The 18,676-nt window shown below is 62.9% G+C and carries 20 protein-coding genes; 10 read left to right on the forward strand and 10 right to left on the reverse strand.

The features are described from left to right. Window position 1: 1 nt before the first annotated feature. The 6 genes from DFK10_RS10265 to DFK10_RS10290 are packed head-to-tail and all read right to left on the reverse strand — an operon-like array spanning window position 2 to window position 4,931. Complete coding sequence (locus tag DFK10_RS10265; RefSeq protein WP_109388940.1) at window positions 2–250, reverse strand: NnrT protein; 249 nt, start codon at window positions 248–250, stop codon at window positions 2–4. Continuing rightward, window positions 247–423: a protein NnrT gene (locus tag DFK10_RS10270; RefSeq protein WP_109388941.1), complete on the reverse strand. Its 177-nt coding sequence runs from the start codon at window positions 421–423 to the stop codon at window positions 247–249. The genes DFK10_RS10265 and DFK10_RS10270 overlap by 4 nt, the downstream gene beginning before the upstream one ends. Before the next feature lies 1 nt (window position 424). Beyond that, window positions 425–2,311 carry a nitric oxide reductase activation protein NorD gene (locus tag DFK10_RS10275; protein ID WP_109388942.1) on the reverse strand — a complete coding sequence of 629 codons (1,887 nt, stop codon included), beginning with the start codon at window positions 2,309–2,311 and terminating at the stop codon, window positions 425–427. Between the two features lie 5 nt (window positions 2,312–2,316). Then, a complete protein-coding gene (locus DFK10_RS10280) occupies window positions 2,317–3,111 on the reverse strand; it encodes a CbbQ/NirQ/NorQ/GpvN family protein (RefSeq protein ID WP_109388943.1) in 795 nt (264 codons plus the stop codon). A gap of 3 nt (window positions 3,112–3,114) precedes the next feature. Further along, window positions 3,115–4,464, reverse strand: coding sequence for a cbb3-type cytochrome c oxidase subunit I (locus tag DFK10_RS10285; protein ID WP_109388944.1), 1,350 nt, complete (start codon window positions 4,462–4,464; stop codon window positions 3,115–3,117). Window positions 4,465–4,478: 14 nt separating this feature from the next. After that, complete coding sequence (locus DFK10_RS10290) at window positions 4,479–4,931, reverse strand: c-type cytochrome (protein ID WP_109388945.1); 453 nt, start codon at window positions 4,929–4,931, stop codon at window positions 4,479–4,481. A 121-nt stretch (window positions 4,932–5,052) separates the two neighbouring features. Between DFK10_RS10290 and DFK10_RS10295 the strand changes: the two genes are divergently transcribed. Beyond that, window positions 5,053–5,265 carry a DUF1858 domain-containing protein gene (locus tag DFK10_RS10295; protein WP_109388946.1) on the forward strand — a complete coding sequence of 71 codons (213 nt, stop codon included), beginning with the start codon at window positions 5,053–5,055 and terminating at the stop codon, window positions 5,263–5,265. Between the two features lie 3 nt (window positions 5,266–5,268). Here DFK10_RS10295 and DFK10_RS10300 read toward each other — a convergent pair whose 3' ends face one another. Next, window positions 5,269–5,958: a Crp/Fnr family transcriptional regulator gene (locus DFK10_RS10300; RefSeq protein ID WP_109388992.1), complete on the reverse strand. Its 690-nt coding sequence runs from the start codon at window positions 5,956–5,958 to the stop codon at window positions 5,269–5,271. Window positions 5,959–6,131: 173 nt separating this feature from the next. On the opposite strand from DFK10_RS10300, the gene DFK10_RS10305 reads away from it, so the two are divergent. The 7 genes from DFK10_RS10305 to DFK10_RS10335 all read left to right on the forward strand — a co-directional run bounded on the left by DFK10_RS10305 (window position 6,132) and on the right by DFK10_RS10335 (window position 12,918). Continuing rightward, window positions 6,132–6,563 carry a pseudoazurin gene (locus DFK10_RS10305; RefSeq protein ID WP_109388947.1) on the forward strand — a complete coding sequence of 144 codons (432 nt, stop codon included), beginning with the start codon at window positions 6,132–6,134 and terminating at the stop codon, window positions 6,561–6,563. Between the two features lie 58 nt (window positions 6,564–6,621). Continuing rightward, complete coding sequence (nirK, locus tag DFK10_RS10310) at window positions 6,622–7,839, forward strand: copper-containing nitrite reductase (RefSeq protein WP_109388948.1); 1,218 nt, start codon at window positions 6,622–6,624, stop codon at window positions 7,837–7,839. A gap of 16 nt (window positions 7,840–7,855) precedes the next feature. Further along, window positions 7,856–8,605 (forward strand): formylglycine-generating enzyme family protein, encoded by a 750-nt coding sequence (locus DFK10_RS10315; protein WP_109388949.1) that lies wholly within the window; start codon window positions 7,856–7,858, stop codon window positions 8,603–8,605. Window positions 8,606–9,043: 438 nt separating this feature from the next. Further along, on the forward strand, window positions 9,044–10,402 hold the full coding sequence (locus DFK10_RS10320) for a circularly permuted type 2 ATP-grasp protein (RefSeq protein ID WP_235866822.1): 1,359 nt from the start codon (window positions 9,044–9,046) through the stop codon (window positions 10,400–10,402). A 4-nt stretch (window positions 10,403–10,406) separates the two neighbouring features. After that, window positions 10,407–11,348, forward strand: coding sequence for an alpha-E domain-containing protein (locus DFK10_RS10325; RefSeq protein ID WP_109388950.1), 942 nt, complete (start codon window positions 10,407–10,409; stop codon window positions 11,346–11,348). 3 nt (window positions 11,349–11,351) lie between these two features. Further along, on the forward strand, window positions 11,352–12,149 hold the full coding sequence (locus DFK10_RS10330) for a transglutaminase family protein (RefSeq protein ID WP_109388951.1): 798 nt from the start codon (window positions 11,352–11,354) through the stop codon (window positions 12,147–12,149). Window positions 12,150–12,159: 10 nt separating this feature from the next. Further along, complete coding sequence (locus DFK10_RS10335) at window positions 12,160–12,918, forward strand: proteasome-type protease (protein WP_217810127.1); 759 nt, start codon at window positions 12,160–12,162, stop codon at window positions 12,916–12,918. A gap of 335 nt (window positions 12,919–13,253) precedes the next feature. Here the strand turns inward: DFK10_RS10335 and DFK10_RS10340 are convergent, their stop codons facing one another. The 3 genes from DFK10_RS10340 to DFK10_RS10350 all read right to left on the reverse strand — a co-directional run bounded on the left by DFK10_RS10340 (window position 13,254) and on the right by DFK10_RS10350 (window position 16,728). Further along, a complete protein-coding gene (locus DFK10_RS10340) occupies window positions 13,254–14,111 on the reverse strand; it encodes an SUMF1/EgtB/PvdO family nonheme iron enzyme (RefSeq protein ID WP_109388953.1) in 858 nt (285 codons plus the stop codon). A gap of 14 nt (window positions 14,112–14,125) precedes the next feature. Continuing rightward, window positions 14,126–15,049, reverse strand: coding sequence for a LysR family transcriptional regulator (locus DFK10_RS10345; RefSeq protein WP_109388954.1), 924 nt, complete (start codon window positions 15,047–15,049; stop codon window positions 14,126–14,128). Window positions 15,050–15,138: 89 nt separating this feature from the next. Continuing rightward, window positions 15,139–16,728, reverse strand: coding sequence for a sulfatase (locus tag DFK10_RS10350; protein ID WP_109388955.1), 1,590 nt, complete (start codon window positions 16,726–16,728; stop codon window positions 15,139–15,141). Window positions 16,729–17,023: 295 nt separating this feature from the next. Here DFK10_RS10350 and DFK10_RS10355 point away from each other — a divergent pair, with 295 nt between their 5' ends. Both DFK10_RS10355 and DFK10_RS10360 read left to right on the forward strand, forming a co-directional pair. Next, the gene (locus DFK10_RS10355) at window positions 17,024–18,022 is read left to right on the forward strand and encodes a tripartite tricarboxylate transporter substrate binding protein (RefSeq protein ID WP_109388956.1); all 999 of its coding nucleotides are present in this window, start codon (window positions 17,024–17,026) and stop codon (window positions 18,020–18,022) included. A 185-nt stretch (window positions 18,023–18,207) separates the two neighbouring features. Then, window positions 18,208–18,663 carry a tripartite tricarboxylate transporter TctB family protein gene (locus DFK10_RS10360; RefSeq protein WP_217810128.1) on the forward strand — a complete coding sequence of 152 codons (456 nt, stop codon included), beginning with the start codon at window positions 18,208–18,210 and terminating at the stop codon, window positions 18,661–18,663. Window positions 18,664–18,676 lie beyond the last annotated feature (13 nt).

An 18,676-nucleotide genomic window follows, 5' to 3' on the forward strand; every position in this document is an offset into this window, starting at 1 on the left:
GTCAGCCTCCTGCGCGGTCCGACCCCGCGTCTGCCTTGTCCATGAGGGCGCGGATGTGCCGGGCGAAATACCATGTCGCCGGGGCCCCGATCAGGCCGCCCAGCGCGATCGACCAGCCGGTCGAGGCGACGGGCCCTCCGACCCAGCTTAAGATCAGCGAGGCGAAGAAGACGTTCACGGCAGCTGCCCCGGCCCCGAACGGATAAAGCGCCAGCGCGATCTTGTAGGTGGGCCAGCCCCGCCGGGTCATCGCCGCGCGACCAGTCTGTGCACCGCGATCATGGCGGCGACCAGCGCAAGGCAGGCCAGGGCATACCAGAATTCCGCGGTCGCGGATTGGGCCTGCGGGATGGGTCGGTCGAATCCTTCGGCCAGGACCGGCGATGCCAACAGCGTGGTCAGCGGGATCATGAGATGTCGCATGTCAGGTCTCCTGTGTCAGGGTGCGGTAGATGTCGGGCAGGGCGCGCAAGAGGCGTTCGGGGTTGGGCAACAGTGTAAAGCCGCCACGCCCGAAAATGCGCGCGAACCAGTCCTGCCCGTCCTCGTCGATGATGATGCCGTGCAGGCTCTGGTTGGCGGCCCGGGCTTCGCGGACGGCCATGTGGCTGTCTTCGATCCCGTGCTGGCCTTCGTAGTGGTCAAGATCGTTGGGCTTGCCATCGGTCAGCACGATCAGCAATTTGCGGGCGCTCGGCTCTTCGGCCAATTGCGCGCTGACATGGCGGATCGCGGCGCCAAGGCGGGTGTAGTGGCCGGGTTTGAGCGCGCCGATATTGGCGGTGATCGCGGGTGACATCGCCTCGTCGAACCCCTTGCAGCGGGTCAGGAAGACGCGGTCGCGGCGCAAGGACGAAAACCCCCAGATACCGCAGCGGTCGCCGGCCTCGTCGATGCCCCCGGCCAGTGCGGCCATCGCGTCGCGGGCCACTTCGATCACGCTGGTGTCGCCGATGGCCGCCTCGGTGGAACGCGAGGTGTCAATCAGGAAGGCAACCGACACGTCGCGGTCCATTTGCCGCGCCGCCTGCCAGATGCGGTCCGAGCCGCGCCCGGTCGCCACCATGTCGGCCCGGGCGGTGAGCAGGGCGTCGAGGTCCAGCTCCTGCCCGTCGATCTGGCGCGGCTGCAGGACGCGCCGGGGGCGCAGCGCCTCGAACTGGCGGCGCACCTCGCGGATATGGCGCGCGTTCGGCTCGAAGGGCATGCCATCTGGTGCCGCAGGGGCATCCAGCACCCGGCAATGCCCCGCCATGTAGCTGCGCGACCGGTGGTTCCATTCCGGATAGGCATGTTTCCCGGCGAGTGCCTCGTGATCGGCGTCGGCAGGCGACAGGTCAAGATGCAGACGCAGGCGGGTGGCGGCCTTGCGGTTCTGCTTGGACAAGGTGATCCGGTCCTGATCGTCGGCGGCCTTCTGGGCGTTTTCATCGTCATCATCATCGACGCTGCGATTGATGTTCATCGACTCGACCCAGGACAGGATCGATTCAAACCGGTGGATGATGAAGCTGTCCTTGCGATTTTGCTGGTCCTGATCCTTGCGTTCGCCCAGCTTGCGCGTGCTCTGTGCGGCCTCGGGCGGCGGTGTGGCGGCATCGGCGTCATCGAGATCCTGTGCCGCATCGCCGGATCCGGGCGCGGCAAAGCGCAACCAGATCGGCACCGGCGCGAACGGCATGAAGCCGCGGGCGGGCGCGACGCTTCCCATTTCGGGCGGGTTGCCGCCCAACTGGTCGCGGATCGCCTGTTCGAGGGCGGCCTCGGGTTCGGGTCGTCTCACCTGAGGGCGCGCGGACAGGCAGAAGGTGGCCATGGCGCCATAGACGTCGCGCAGGCCCGGACAGGCCAGGTAGGCGGCATCGGCGGCCGCCGCGTTGGCGCGGATCTGGACGCAATCCATGACCGGGCCCGTCGCCGAAAAATCGAAACTCGACAGGTCGCTTTTCGCGGCCAGCGCCGTCAGCCAGAAATAGGCCGCGCGATTGAGCCGGGCCTCGGGGAATGCCGCGATCAACGGGGGGAGCGCCAGGCGCTCGCCATCGAAACGGGCCAGCCATTCCCGATCGCGTTCCGCCCCAAGTTTGCGCCGCAACGGGCGGCGATGCGCCGCCAGTGTGGCGGGGGCTTCGCCCAGTTCGACACCTGCCGGCCCGCCCAGCGCGCGGAACAACAGCGCGAGACTTGGGCGCACCGAGGCCAGGGTTACCCCGGCCTCGGGATAGGTCACGGCCTCGGCGATCCCGCTGGCCAAATCGTGCCAAAGGTTGCCGACCGTTTCCTCGGGTTCCATCAGATCGAGCAGGTGCATGGCCCTTATCCGTAGATGGTGGCGACAAGATCGCGCAGCGCCGTCTGCACGTCGGGTTCGTCGCTGAGCGGTTCGATGACCGCCGCCTCCAGCGCCTGATTGACCCCCATACCGCCGGCCATGAGCGTGGCGGCATAGATCAGGAGGCGGGTCGAGACCCCCTCTTCGAGGTCCATGCCGCTGAGGTTGCGGATATGGCCGGCCAGCCGCACCAGTGGCGCGACGCGGCCCGGCTCCAGCCGGCTTTCGCTGGCGACCACGGCGATCTCCGTCTCGGCCTCCGGGAAGTCGAACGAGATCGACAGGAAACGCTGCCGCGTCGAGGGTTTCAGCCGCTTGAGGACATTCTGGTAGCCGGGGTTGTAGCTGGCCACCAGCATGAAGCCCCTGGGCGCGACCAGCTCTTCGCCGGTGCGGTCGATCATCAGGGTGCGCCGCGTATCGGTCAACGGGTGCAAGACCACGGTGACGTCCTTGCGCGCCTCGACCACCTCGTCGAGATAGCAGATGCCGCCCTCTCGCACGGCGCGTGTCAGGGGGCCGTCGACCCAAACGGTTTCACCCCCTTTGAGCAGGTAGCGCCCGATCAGGTCCGCCGCCGACAGGTCGTCATGGCAGGCCACGGTATAAAGCGGCTTGTCCATCTTCGCGGCCATGTGTTCCACGAAGCGGGTCTTGCCGCAGCCGGTCGGCCCCTTCAGAAGAAGGGGCAAACCGTTGTCATGTGCCGTCTCGAACAGGTCGCATTCCTGGCTCGTCGGTTTGTAGAATGGCAGGGTCGGTGTGTTCTGCATGTTCATGGCTCACTCTCCCGGGGCCGGGTTTGCAGGACCGGGCGCGATGACCTCGGATTTGCGCACCACGACCGTCGAATAGATGAACAGCAGCGCCCCGATCACCACCGCGGCCCCGGCGCCAAAGCGCATCAGGTAGAAGACAGACAGGCTGTCCTGCACGCTCATGTAGTAGTCGCCGATGACCCGCTGCATATGCGTCTGGATCGTGCCGGCGAAGGTCAGCACGAAGGTCATGAAGGCCATGCCACCGGTCATCAGCCAGAACGACGCCATGTTGAGCACCTGGTTGTAGGGTGCCCTTTGACGCAGCATGGGCATCGCATAGGTGAAGACCGCGAGGTTCAGGGCCACGTAGGCGCCGTAGAAGGCCAGGTGCCCATGGGCGGCGGTGATCTGCGTGCCGTGGCTGTAGAAGTTCACGCCATGCAGCGTATGCAGGAACCCCCAGACGCCCGCGCCGAAAAAAGCGACGGTGGAGGAGCCCAGCGACCACAGCAAGGCGGCCTTGTTGGCGTGGTTCTTGCGGCCCTTCCAGACCATGACGAAGGCAAAGGACATCATCAGGAAGAAGGGGATCACCTCGAAGGTCGAGAAGATCGAGCCGACCCATTGCCAGTAGCCGGGCAGACCGATCCAGTAGAAGTGGTGGCCGGTGCCGAGGATGCCCGAGAAAAGCGCGGTGGCGACGATGACATAGAGCCATTTCTCCACCACTTCGCGGTCAACGCCGGTCAGCTTGAGCAGCAGGAAGGCAAGGATCGCGGCCATCACGAGTTCCCAGGTCGCCTCGACCCAGAGGTGCACCACGAACCACCAGTACATCTTGTCGAGGCTCAGGTTGTCGGGGTTGATGAAGGCGAACACCCAGAGCAGCGACAACAGCCAAAGCCCCATCAGCAAGACATTGGTGATCGCGGTTCGCTTTCCGGAGAGAACGGTCATGGACACGTTCAGCAGGAAGATCAGCGCGGCGACGAGGATGCCGAACTTGACCCAAAGCGGCTGTTCAAGGAATTCCCGCCCGCCATGGATGCCGACCAGGTAGGACCCCACCGCGCCCAGCGTGCCCACCAGCAGGATGATCAACTGGATATAGGCCAGTTTGGGAGACCAGATTTCCCGCTCCGATTCCTCGGGGATCAGGAAATAGGCGGCGCCGAAGAAGCCCAGCAGAAGCCAGACAATCAGCGCGTTGGTGTGGATCATCCGGATCACGTTGAAGGGCAGGAGTTCGGACAGGAAGTTGGGGGAGACATAGACCCACCCCGCGAGCAGTCCGCCCAGCACCTGGATGCCGAACAGGGCAAGCGCGGACAGGATGTACCAGTACGCGACTTTCTGAGATTCGTATTTCATCGGTTTCGCCTCCTTTATCCGGCGTCGTTGGGCGGCCAGCCCTGGGTGTCTGTCTGATCGGCCCAGCGCAGGAACTCGGCGAGGCCGCGCAGGTCTTCGTCGGTCATGTCATAGGCGGGCATCTGGCGGCGTCCTTCGATGCCGCTGGGCTGGCTTTCGATCCATGCCTTGAGGATTTCGAACGCCCCCTCGGGATCGTCCTGAACGCCCCATCGGGTCATGACGTTGCCGACCTCGGGGGCGAAATAGGCCCCTTCGCCATGCAGCGAGTGACAGTTGATGCAGGAGTTTTCCTCCCAGACATGTTTGCCGTGAACGACCTCGTCGCTCAGCTCCATGCCGGCGGTCGACGTTTCGACCACGTATCTGTGCGAGTGCACCGTCATCCCCACGAAGATCACGACAAAGAAGATCGAGCCCCCGTAGAAGATGTTGCGCGCCCGCGATTTCGTTAAGATTTCAGCCATGACAGGGCCTCCTTGAATTCGGGATGACCATGTCTAGGCAGATGAGCGGGGCCCGAGTTTGCGCAAGCGCAACGTTTGAGGAGATTGCGGCCTTACGGTCCGTGAGGGAAAGGAGCCCGAAATGCGCGCGCCACGTCTCAACGATCCCGACCTGCCCCTTGCGGACATCATGACCCACTGGCCAAAGACGATACCGGTGTTCATACGGCGCCGCATGCTGTGCGTGGGCTGCCTTGTCAGCCCGATCCACACGGTGGCCGATGCCTGTGCCGAGTATCAGCTTGACGAGGACATGTTCCTGGAGGAGCTCAGGCAGGCGGCGGGGCTGAGTTGAGGGCTATTTCTCGCTCAGCAAGACCAGGGCGTGCGGGTCCCGCACAACGATGCGCTTGCGCCGGCTTTCGACAAGCCCCTGTTTCTCCCAGCCGCTCATGAGCCGGCTCACGGTGTGCAATGTCGTCGCCGTCAGTTCCGAAAGGTCCTGCCGCGTGATCGGGAAATCGATCTCGATTCCGTTGTCCACCTTCCGGCCGGTCTGGTTGACCAGCCGCAACAGGGCGGTGGCCACCCGCTGTTCGACATGCAGGGTCGCCATCTCGACCACCTTGTTCTGCACCTCGTTCAGACGCTTGCCCAGTGTCTTGTAGGACTCCGTGGCGAAGCCGTCATATTCAGTCACGAACGTATCCCATAGATGCATCGGCCAGCTCAGTGCCAGCGACTCCGTGGCGGTCATCGCCGTGGCAGGGTAGGTGTCGCGCCCGATCGCTGTCGCCATGCCCAGGATCTGACCGGCGGGGATGTGCAGGGCTGTCACCTGCTCGCCGGACGGGGTGATGCGAACCACCCGCACATAGCCGTCCAGCAGCATATAGAACCGGACAGCGGGATGGCCTTCCTCGAAGATCGCGACGCCTTCATCGTAGCGCCGCGCCGAGGCCTGATCGAGAATCCTGCGGATTTGCCGTTTCTCGAGTCGCGAGAAGGGCGGCAGATGCGACAGCAGGCTCTCGTCGAGTCGCGGCAAGGTCTTTCGGGGCGTTCCGGCGTCCATTCGGGCAAACTCTCATAGTTCTTCGGCAAGACCAACACCCCCTTCGTCCCGACAAACGCGCAGAAGTTTGTGCCAGCACAAATTCCGCGCCGCGCAGTCCGATAATCTTGCCTCAATCGACACAGTGATCTGAAAGGAAAAGATCGATGATCCGCAAACTTGCAACCAGTATCGCAGTCGCGGCGCTCATGGGCGGCGCTGCATTCGCCGAAACCTTCGAAGTCCAGATGCTCAACATGGGTTCGGACGGTGAGCGCATGGTGTTCGAGCCGGCCTTCGTCCAGGCCCAACCCGGTGACACGATCAAGTTCGTCGCCACCAACCCCGGCCACAATGCCGAGACCAATGACGGCATGGTCCCCGAGGGCGCCGAAGGCTTTGCCGGTCGCATCAACGAAGAGATCGAGATCACCCTGACCGAAGAGGGCGTCTACGGTGTCATCTGCAAGCCGCATTTCGCCATGGGCATGGTGATGACCATTGCCGTGGGCGACGTGGATGCCCCCGAGGATTTCTTTGCCGGCCGTGTGCCGCCGAAAGCCAAGCAGCGGTTCGAAGCCCAGCTTGAAAACCTCTGATCCAATTCCAGCGCGGGCCGCCAGGCCCGCCGACACATCCAACCCCGTGGAGGGAACCATGACCAAATTCATCAACCCAGGCCTTTCCAAGACCAGCCGTCGCAACGTGTTGCGCGGGTCCGTCCTTGCCGGTGCCGCCGCCATGACAGGCGCGAGCGCCATGGCCGGTCGCCGCGCCCCGCGCCTCGACATCGCCAACCAGACCTCGGCGCAGCTCTACAAGGCGGCCGGGGAACAGACTGCCGACAGCACCGCGAAACCTGCCGACCTGTCCGGGTATACCCGCGTCAAACAGGAGCTGGTCGCACCACCTTTTGCGCCTGAGCATGAACAAGTCGCCACCGGCGGACCCAAGATCATCGAGATCACGATGGAAACCGAAGAGCGCCTGATGGTCGTCGACGAGGACACCGGCGCCAGCGTCTGGGCGTTGACCTACAACGGCTCGGTCCCCGGCCCGCTGATCATCTGCCACGAGGGTGACATGGTCGAACTGACCCTGCGCAACCCCGTTGACAGCATGATGGAGCACAACATCGACTTCCACGCCTCTACCGGCGCGCTGGGCGGCGGTGGCCTGACCCATGTCTATCCCGGCGAAGAGTGCGTGCTGCGCTGGAAGGCGACCAAGCCAGGCTGCTTCACCTATCACTGCGCCCCCGGCGGTGCGATGATCCCCTATCACGTCACGCACGGGATGAACGGTGCCATCATGGTGCTGCCGCGTGACGGCCTGAAAGATGCGGCGGGCAACCCCCTGCGCTATGACAGCATCGCCTATTTCGGAGAGCAGGACTATTACCTGCCGATGGACGAGAACGGCGACTACAAGACCTATGATGCCGCCGGTGACGACTATGCCGACAGCCTTGAGGCGATGCGCACGCTTGTGCCGACGCACCAGGTCTTCAACGGTGCGGTCGGGGCCCTGACGGGCGAGAACGCGCTCAAGGCCAAGGTCGGTGAAACGGTGCTGATGGTGCACAATTCGTGCAACGTCGACAGCCGCCCGCACCTGATCGGTGGGCATGGCGACTATGTCTGGGAAAGCTCCTTCACCGACCCGCCGCTGACCGGCATGGAGACATGGTTCGTCCGTGGCGGCAGCGCGGCGGCGGCGATGTACACCTTCGAGCAGCCGGGCGTCTATGCCTATGTGAACCACAACCTGATCATCGGTGCGATGCTCGGCGGGACGGCTCACTTCGTCGTCGACGGCGACTGGGACAACGCGCTCATGGAGCAGGTTGTCGCCCCGAGAAGTTTCGAGACCTGATACAGGAGGTTTGAAAATGCGTGCCGCCGCGACCACTCCGAACCCCAGCAAATCATCCCTTCGTTTTGTTGCTTTGGCGATCGCGGCGGCAAGCCTTGTCGGGGTCGCGCTGTTCCAGCGCGGTCCCGATCCTGCGTTTCTGCCGGAAATGGCGCCGCACCCTGTTGTCATGCAGGATGGCCGGATGCTGTTTTCGCAGCGCTACGAGGTCACCGTGGCCGAGTGGAACCGCTGCGCCCTTGACGGAGAGTGCGACCTGACGCTGCGGACCCGACCTGACCAGGATCCGGCAACAACCCCGGCCACGGGGCTAAGCTATGTCGACGTGAAGCAATACGTTGAATGGATCAACACAAAGAGCCGCCATGACTTTCGGCTTCCGACCGCCGAAGAATGGGATGCCATGGCCGCCGCGGTGCTTCCCCACGCGCCGGCCCCCGTCTTTTCCGACCCGGCCCTTTCGTGGGCGTCAACTTACCTGGTCGAAGGCATCGCCCCGAGGGCCCTCAAGCCCCAGGGCAGCTTTTCGACCTCCCCTGAGGGGATCGTGGATCTGGACGGCAGCGTCTGGGAATGGACGATGGAGTGCTACGACGGCCAGTCGAATGGAACGCCGGCCGAAAGCTGTCCGGCCTTCTTCGTCGGCGGCGAGCATATCGCCGCGATGTCCTTTCTCATCCGAGACCCGGCCCGCGGTGGCTGCGCCGTCGGCACCCCGCCCGCGCATCTCGGCATGCGTCTGGTGAGCGACAAGCCAATCGGGTAAGAGGACGGCTTTGGCCGGACCCGAAGGTCTGACCGACCGGGCGGCCTATCGCGCGCGTCTGTGACCAGGCGGGCAAGTTGGTGGTGCCTTCCGGCTTCTCGCACCTCGCTGCTGTCCTGCGTCAGACCCGCTTCGCAAATGTCTTTGCCATTCCATTGCCTCGGTTCATAATCGACCGGCGGGGGTTTGTTCCTTGTTCCCTGAGCGGTCTTCGTCTGATCGTGACGTATGAGTGCCGCCTGTGAGGCAATATCTGGCAAGCTGCCCATAATTTGGGCAGCGCCTCACGTTCTGACGGCGGCATGCCTCTGGGACTCTGGTCAAACTCGCGGAAACCGCGCCCTATTTTTGGGGCATCCGGAAAGGTCAAAGATGGAGAACGGGCCGAATTTCGATGAGATGTGGGGAAGCGACCAGTAGCTTCGGCAGCCCTACGAGCTGTTCCAAAGCTGGTTCGAGGGCGAAGACCCCAAACGGCTTCGCCAAAAGCAGCGAGAGGCCGAAGACCTTTTCCGCCTGACGGGCATTACCTTCAACGTCTACGGGCGTGCCGAGGCCGAAGAAAGGCTGATCCCCTTCGATATCATTCCCCGCATCATTTCCGACCGGGAATGGTCCCGCGTGACACGGGGCATCGAACAGCGGGTCCGGGCGATCAATGCCTTCCTGCACGACATTTATCACCGGCAAGAAATCATCAAGGCGGGGCGGATTCCAAAGGAAATGATCGCCCGGAACGAGGCGTTCGAGCCGCGCATGATCGGGGTTTCTCCTCCGGGCGGGATCTATACGCATATCGTGGGCATCGATCTCGTGCGGACCGGACCGGATGACTTCTTCGTGCTCGAAGACAACGCCCGCACCCCCAGCGGCGTCAGCTACATGCTGGAAAACCGCGAAACCATGTTGCAGATGTTCCCCGAGCTTTTCTCGCAGAACCGGGTGAAGGGGGTTCAGAACTACCCGACGGATCTGCGCCGCTCTTTGTCGGCCTGTGCGCCCGATGCGACCGGCGGCCGGCCCGTCGTGGCCGTGCTGACCCCGGGCATCTACAACTCGGCCTATTACGAACATGCATTCCTCGCCGACCAGATGGGTGTGGAGCTGGTCGAGGGTCATGATCTGCGGATCGTGGACGGGCGCGTGGCGATGCGGACGACGCGCGGCTATACCCCGATCGACGTGCTCTACCGGCGGGTCGATGACGCGTTTCTCGATCCGCTGAACTTCAATCCCGAAAGCCAGCTTGGCGTGCCGGGTATCATGGATGTCTATCGCGCCGGAGGCATCACCATCGCCAATGCACCCGGCACCGGGATTGCCGATGACAAGGCGATCTACAGCTACATGCCCGAGATCGTCGAGTTCTACACCGGCGAACGCCCGCTTCTGCGCAACGTGCCGACCTGGCGGTGTTCCGAACCCGATCAGCTGGCCTATGTGCTCGACAACCTCGAAGAGCTGGTCGTCAAGGAAGTCCACGGCTCGGGCGGCTACGGCATGCTGATCGGCCCGACCGCGACGAAGAAGGACATCGCCGCCTTCCGGCGCAAGCTGAAGGCGCGGCCCGCCAACTACATCGCGCAGCCGACGCTGAGCCTGTCCACGGTTCCGATTTTTGCCCGGCAGGGCCTGACGCCACGGCATGTGGATCTGCGCCCCTTCGTGCTGGTCAGCCCGGGTTCGATCAACGTGACGGCCGGGGGGCTGACCCGCGTGGCGCTCAAGAAAGGCTCGCTTGTCGTCAATTCCAGTCAGGGCGGCGGCACCAAGGACACCTGGGTGGTAGAGGACTGACGACATGCTCGGCAAAACCGCGAATGGTCTGTTCTGGATGTATCGCTCGCTGGAGCGGGCCGAGAACACCGCGCGCCTGATCGAAACCGGGCAGCGCATCGCCCTGACCCGGCTTGAGCTGGGGGACAGCGAGTGGCGTTCGGTTCTGGAATCGGCCGGTAGCCTTGGCCATTTCGAGGCGGTCCATGACGAACTGACCAAGGGCGCCGCCATCGACTGGCTGTTGCGTGACCGGGACAATCCGTCTTCGGTCCTGTCCTCGATCGAGACCGCCCGGCAGAATGCCCGGCTGGTGCGCACCGCCCTGACCCATGAGGTCTGGGAGGCCACCAACGCGGCCTATATGAGCGCGCGGGAGCTGCTGGCGCGCAAGGTGGTCGAACGCGACCTGCCCGGCGTTCTGGGCGCGATGCGCCAGAGCGCGTCGCTTGTCCGCGGGATGACGCATGGCACGATGCTGCGCAACGATATCTACAATTTCGCGCGGCTTGGCACCTTCATCGAACGGGCGGATAACACGGCCCGTATTCTCGACGTGAAATATTACGTGCTCTTGCCCTCGGCCAGTGCGGTGGGGACTTCACTGGACAACGTGCAGTGGGAAACGATCCTGCGGTCGGTTTCGGCGCGCGGCGGGTTTCGCATGGAATACGGCGCCGGGGCCGGCTCACGCGAGATCGCGCATTTCCTGATCCTCGACAAGCGGATGCCGCGCTCCCTGGCCTTCTGCCTGCGCAAGATCCGCGACAATCTGGGCTACCTGAACAACGGGCAGATGCGGCCCGGCCCGGCGCAGAACAAGGCGCTTCATATCGAGCGGACCTACCTGAGCCACGACATCGACGCCGTGTTCGACTACGGCCTGCACGAATATATCCAGACCGTTCTGGGCCTGCTGGCCGGGCTGTCCGGGCAGATTGAAACCGATTTCCGGTTCTATGAGTAAGCCATGCGCCTGACCATCCGCCACGAAACGCGCTACCAGTTCGAAACCCCGGTGAAATACGGATTGCAGCAGTTGCGCAAGACGCCGAAATCCAGCCACCAGCAGACTGTTCTGTCCTGGCGAACCGAGGTCACCGGCGGGCAGCGCGAGGTGAGTTTCGAGGACCACCACAACAACACCGTCGAGCTAATCAGCTTCGAACGAGAGGCAGAGGAGCTTGTCATCGTCAGCGAGGGCGAGGTCGAAGTGCGGGATAATCACGGCATCGTCGGGCCCCATCGCGGGGCGGCGCCGCTTTGGCTGTTCCAGCAGGCGACGCCCCGCACCGAGTCTGGACCGGGTGTGCGGTCGATCCTGCGCGACACTCCGGACGAGGAGCCGCTTCAACACCTGCACGCCCTGGCCGGGGTCATCCGAAACGCGGTCGCCTTCGAGGTGGGCGCTTCCGATCCCGACTGGAGCGCGGAAGAGGCCATCGCCGCTGGCAAAGGCGTGTGTCAGGATCACACGCATATCTTCCTGAGCTGCGCGCGGGCGCTTGGCTATCCCGCGCGTTACGTCTCGGGCTACCTGATGCTCAACCACCGCACTGCGCAGGATGCCATGCATGCCTGGGCCGAGGCCCATGTCGACGGGCTGGGCTGGGTCGGTTTCGACGTGGCGAACGGGATTTCACCTGATACACGCTATGTGCGCGTCGCGACCGGGCTGGATTATGCCGAGGCGGCCCCGGTCATCGGCACGCGCATCGGCGGCATGGGCGAGACGCTCTCCGTCGCGATAGACGTGGTGCAGCAATAGGACGACCCGAATGACATATTGCGTGGGGATGATGCTCGACCGGGGGCTGGTTTTCATGTCCGACACCCGCACGAATGCCGGACTCGACAATATCTCGACCTTTCGGAAAATGGCGATCTGGGAAGACCCCGGCGAGCGCTCGATCACGCTGATGTCTGCCGGCAACCTGGCCACGACTCAAGCGGTTGTCAGCCTTCTGGACGAGCGCAGCAAATCCCCCGAGGACCGAACGCCATCGCTTCTGGGCGTGCCGTCGATGTTCCAGGCCGCGCGCATGGTCGCGGACACCCTGCGCGAGGTGATCGCCCAACATGCCGATACCGGCCAGCGTGCGGACAGCACGTTCAATGCGACCCTGATCCTGGGGGGACAGATCAAGGGCGGTCCGCACAGGCTGTTCCTGATCTATCCCGAGGGCAATTTCATCGAGGCGGCCAAGGACACGCCATTCTTCCAGATCGGCGAAACCAAGTATGGCCGCCCGATCTTGGTCCGCGCCTATGATCCGCAGATGAGCTTCGAAGCAGCGATGAAACTCTTGCTGGTCAGCTTCGATTCGACGCTGAAGGCGAACCTGACCGTCGGCGCGCCGTTTGACTTCCATTGCTATGAAACCGATAGCCTGAAGACCGGCTGGACAGGCCGCGTTGCGAGCGATGATCCCTATTTCCAGTCCGTGTCCGAGCGGTGGGGCGATGCCCTGCGCGACGCGCTGGACATGCTGCCGGATTTCGCGCTGACATCCAAGCCGGACCCGGATGCCCTCTGAGGAACGTTGTCCAAAGGCTTCCAACCGCCGCTTTCCGAGGCGCGGATTCAGTAAGGGAAAAGTGCATCAAGGTCGACTCTGGCCCGTGCTTCCCTCGCGCCCTGTGACAGGGACCGCATCGATCCCTCGCCGAGGGGGCGGCCTGGCGGTGTGCGGCGGCCCTCGGCCTTCGTTCCGCATCATGCACGTCGACCCAATCTCGGCTTCCGTTCCCACCCGGGCTTCGCCCGCCATGCAGGTTTGCTTTTACAGCGCCAGGCGCCTTTGAGCAGCCACATTACCGCGACGGCCGCCACGGTCGAAAGGCGGCGAGTATGATCCATATCCGATTGGCGTCAGTCATAGACGATCCGAAAACCGGTATGGCTTGCCGCTGTATCAGGGGCGCGGCCTGAGCGTGCGGCGATGCGGTATCGCCAGCAATAGCTTGAATGGCACAGGAACGATCCACCCTTCATCACCCTGTCCCCATCTCGCTTGGCCTGTGCGTTGCGCGCCTTGGCCGCGGATTTAAGGGAGTTGATCCGGTAACGATCGGCAGTCCACTCCCACACATTGCCTGAAGTATTGTGAAGCCCTGCCTCGTTTGGTGCGAACGCATCGACAGGGGCCGTCCCATAGTAGCCGTCGGCGCAGGTGTTCGTGTCGGGAAAACGGCCCTGCCAGATGTTGCAGAGGATCGTGTCGTCGTCGGGCTCCTCATCGCCCCAAGGATAGCGCCGATCCTCCAACCCGTTGCGGGCGGCGTGTTCCCATTCGACCTCGCTGGGTAAACGGCCACCGGCCCATTCCGCAAAGGCCTGCGCGTCGTTCCATGAGATTTGGGTGACGGGATGATCCGGTGCGGCCTCGGGCTCACCCTTGCCGGACGGGTATTTCCAAGAAGCCCCCGAAACGGCCCACCACCACCCGGCCTTGTTGTATCCGCCCACGACGTCGGCGCTGTCAGGGCGCGACAGCAGGCCCCGGAATACGTAGGACCATCCGATCCGTTCTGCCTCGGTCAAATACCCGGTCTCCGCCACGAAGTCGGCGAAGCGGGCGACGGAGACGCAGTGGGCTTCGATGGCGAAGGCCCGCAGCGACGCGCGGCGAATGATGCCTTCTCCGTCATCGGGAATGACCGGAGTCCTGGTGCCGGCCCAGGATTTGACGGCGGAAAAACGTGCAACGGGTGGTTTGGTATCGGCCATGCGCTTTACCTTGGTCAGGTGCCGTGTGCCCTGAAGACCGGGATCGACCGGACAAGGTCCCGGGCATGGCGGACAAGCGCCTCGGCAATTGGATGGTCGCCGTTGGCCTTCAGCATGGCGATCCCTGAATCCAGCTGCCAAAGCGGCTCGCTCGTGGCGTGTAACCGGTAACCACGCTCTTGCAGCCAATCGCGCAACAGGGTCGGCACGGACATCACCATGCCTTCAGACTTCAGCAATTCCAGCCCAAGCTGCAATGAGGAGGTTGTCAGTGCGATCCGTGGCGGTGCAAGGCCAAGCTGGTAGAACGTCTTTTCCATGCTTGTCTTGAGCTGCGGCTCGGTCTGGAACAGGACCCAGGACAGATCTTCCAGCGCTTCCATCGGCATCTTCCGATCCTCGGGCAATTCTGGCAGGACGCCGGGCCAATACGCCACGCCATGCTCGATCCGGCAAAGCCGCGTGACCTCGATCAGCGGATCATCGACCTTTTCGATTGCAGCAGTGATGACGAAATCAAGCTCTCCGTCGCGCAGGGCGCGGGCATGATCGTCTGCGGAGCCGGTCAAGACCTGGAACGAGGATTGCGGAAAGTCGTTCCAAAGCCTACGCAGGATGTCCGGCATGAGAAGCAGTTGATAGGTCAGCCCGCAGCCTATGCTGACCGCATCATGATACCCGGTTTTGACGGCGTTCACATCGCGGCAGGCGCGTTGATAAACGGCCTCCATGTCCTTGAGGTGGCGAAAGAGGACCCGGCCTTCTTCCGTCAGTTCCATTCCGCGCGGCTGCCGGAGGAACAGTTTGGCGCCAAAAGATTGTTCCAGCGAGGCGATCGTGCGCGTCAGACTCGGCTGGGCGATGTTAAGGTCATTCGCCGCCGCCGTCACATTTCCCAGTTCGGCAACCTTCAGAAAGACAATGTGCTTTCGGTCCATGATGTGCCCCGGTTCATTCGGCCTGTGCTGAAACCATACGCTCCAGGCATTGATATGCAAGAACGCGATAGCGCTTCACCGACTTCGGGCTAGCCGTTCGTCGGTTCCACGCTCCGTGCTGCAGGGGTCGCGGGTTGGGACAGTATTTGCGGCCCGGCATCGCGCGGTATGGGCAATCCGAGCCGGGCATAGAGCTCTGCCGGGGCATCGTGCCTGCGCATGTGCGTGCGCATGGTCACGGTAAGCTCCAGCTCGATATCCGCGTCGCGAAACGGGCGCTCCTGTTTCGGGTCGGCGGCAAGATCATAGAGCACCGTTTCCGTGTCGAAGAAGACGGGTGGACCGAAATAGGGGTTAAACGGCGACTTCTCCAATGCCGGTGTGCGCAAGAGCCGGGCGCCCTTGGTGAAGTCAAAGGGGGCTACAAGATCGGCCTGCGCCAATTCATCAACCTCGAACAGGAAATTCAGGGTCGTCGGCATGACGGTGTATTGGAACAGCCCCTCGGTTGTCACGTGTTCGGGGTAGAGCATGAAGACATGCCGCCCGTCGCAGATATTCACCGCGCTTCCGAAGGTTCCGAAGATGACCGCATCGCGAATGGGCTGGTCCCTCGCTAGCAAAGGCAGGATCGAGTGCCCGGTGACTTCGGGCGGCACCCCGCAATCGTGGAGCCCGAGGAAGGTCGGCATCAGGTCGGTCGTCTGGGTCAGGGACTGGCGCCGGCTGCCTCCTTGGTCCGCGTAATCGGGATGATAGGCGAAAAGGGGGATATGGGCGATCTCCTCGTAGATGGGCATCCGGTTCTTTGCCCACCAGTCATGTTCTCCCAGCAGGAACCCGTGATCGGTCGAAACGATCAGGGCGGTGTCCTCCCACAGACCGTGTTCATCGAAATAGTCCAGCAGACGACCGAGTTGTTCGTCGCAGAAGGCAAGGTTGGCGCGGTAATGGGCGCTTAGTTCGCTGCATTCGTCCGGGCTTTCCTGCACCCGGCCATAGGGGGGCCAATCAAGGGTCGGCCCGTTGTAATCCGTCGGGAACTCCTCCTTGAACCGTTCCGGCGCGTTGAAGGGTTCGTGCGGATCGAAGGTCTCGATTTGCAGGAACCAATCGTCCGCGGCCCCGTTCTGGTCGAGGAAAGTGATCGCCGAGTCGAAGCATTGGGTCAGCGGATAGTCGCTTTCCTCGTGCAGGTGTTGGCGGTTGATGATGTGATGATACTGATCGACGCCGCGCGTCTCGCTGTATTGCAGCGGGTGATATTGCTGCTTCAGCTTGGGCCAGTCGGGTGCGACTTCGGCCTGCCATGCGTCGCCATGCTGACCGCGCAGGTATTCCCATGTTGTGTAGCGGGTGTGATAGGTGGCCCCGCCGTCGCGGAAATACTGCAAGTGATCGGTGATCAAATGTGAATAGACGCCCGATGCTTCGAGGATCTCGGGGAACGAATTGTCAAAGGGTTCCATCGGCCCCCAGGATCGGTGCATGAAACTCAGTCTGCCGGTCTGCATGTCGCGACGGGCCGGGATGCAGGGCATGGAGCCGACATAGTGATTGTCAAAGGTGACGGAGCGCGCCGCGAGGCGGTCGAAATTCGGTGTCTTGATGGTTTTCGCGCCATAGGGACCAAGCGAAAGGCGGTTCAGCGAGTCGAATAGAACAAATACGGTGCGCATGAGGCCCTTTCCGTTGAGTGCAGAGCCCACGTCCCGGGCCCATGTCGAGCCTAACAAGCAGGGAAATGCTTCGAAAATATTGTTTTTGAATGAGATGATAGCAAAATGTTATACCGACCGTGGTGCGCGGCTTTCCCCATCCCATGCCTAAAAGCTATCAGTTAAGCGCAAAGTGATATTTGAAATAGAAGATTTCGGCTGCCTATAGTCGATCCATCGGGGCCTGCAAGAGGAGATCGGGCCTGCCGAAATCCGCAACAACGCCCGCTAGGGGCGCCCGAATGGGAGGAACATAATGCCTATCTTCAACCTCAAATCGGCTTTGGCAGGTCTTGCGCTTGCCGCTGCCGCCACCACCGCGCAGGCGGAATTCCCCGAGCGGGACATCGAGGTGATTTTCCCGTGGCCGCCCGGTGTCACCATGACTTCCAGCCAGGTCATGGCGGAAGCCATGAGCGAGGAGCTGGGCGTGAATGTGACCGTGATCTCCACACCAGGTGGGACCGGCGTCAAGGCAATGGAAACCGCGATGAACCGGCCCGCCGATGGCTACACGATTTTCGACGGTTGGGTTGCGCCCATGGTCGTGCAGTCTTTGCTTGGCAACATAGATGCCGACCATACCGCTTTCACGCCGCTCTATGCGTTGGGGGCCGTGCCGAATTCGGTGATCGTGCGGGCCGATGACGACCGCTTCCCGGACTTTGAGTCTCTCGTCCAATACATGAAGGATAACCCTGGCGATCTTCGCTACACCTCCGGCGCCTACGGGAACCTGCCCCATGTTGGCCTGGCCAACATGTTCAAGGCGACGGACACCGTGGCGCAGCATGTGCCCTATGCCGGGCTCGAAGAGGCGCTCAAGGATATGCGTGGCGGTATTCTGGACTTCATGGCCGGCAACCCGGGTTTCGTGCGCGCCAATAGCGAGCATGTCCGGGTCCTGACGGCGCTGAGCGACCTGCAGTCGGTTCAGGACATCTTTGGCGGCGTTCCGTTGATCGCCGAGTCCGAGGCGGTGGATTACCCGCTGACCGGCCTCGCACCGATGGGCTGGAGTTGGTATGTTGTGCCCAATGGGACCCCGGAAGAGCATGTGGAGGTTCTGCGTGAAGCCATGGCCGCAGCGCTGGAGCGTCCCGAGGTCAAGGGATACTTCGAAAGCATCGGCCGTCCGCTACTGGGCTATCCGCCCGAGGACTATATCGAGACCGTGGACGCCGTTCGTGAACAGCTCTCTACCGCGACCGATGCGATCGAGTGGGAAGCAGAGAAGCTGGGCTCGATCCAGTAAGCGCGGCCACCTCTCAGCCGCAAGAAACGTGGCCCGGTCGTCCTCTCGCCCGGGCCACGATCCTATCCAGCACCACCAGAGACAGGAGCAGTGTTGCCATGGCCCGTTCGAAGCCCCCGTCCGACGCAACGCAACTGGGAAGTGGTCTGCCGAAGCATCCAATTTGGCGGCACATGCCCGCGGTCTTGCTGACTGTTCCGTGCGGCCTGGTATTCTACGAAGCGGCAACCACGTTGACCGAACAGGGTTATGCCTCGGGAACCCCGATCAGCAACGCGGCCTTATATCCGCGCCTGCTCGCGGGGGTGTTGCTGGCCCTGTTGGCCCTGCAGGTGGTGTCGGATGTTCGGTCAGGTCCCGAGGCTGCGGGGGCTGAACCCGCGGCTGCGCCGGACAGGCCGGGCCAGATGGCATATGCTGCGCTCGGCATGGTCGCCTATGTCTTGCTGTTGCCCGTTCTGGGGTTCCTCCTGGCGACGCCGGTTTTCGTCCTGGCACTATTGCTGACGCTTGGCGACCGTAATCCGGTAACACTGGCCGCTCTGCCACTTGGGGTCACGCTTGGTTGTCTGGCCGTGTTCCAGGGCCTTTTCAATGTCAACCTTCCCCGGGGCCTCCTGGGGATCGCTGTGAATCTCTGAGCCGGAGGTTGCC

It is taken from the genome of Salibaculum griseiflavum (genome assembly GCF_003129565.1).
Lineage (GTDB): Bacteria > Pseudomonadota > Alphaproteobacteria > Rhodobacterales > Rhodobacteraceae > Salibaculum > Salibaculum griseiflavum.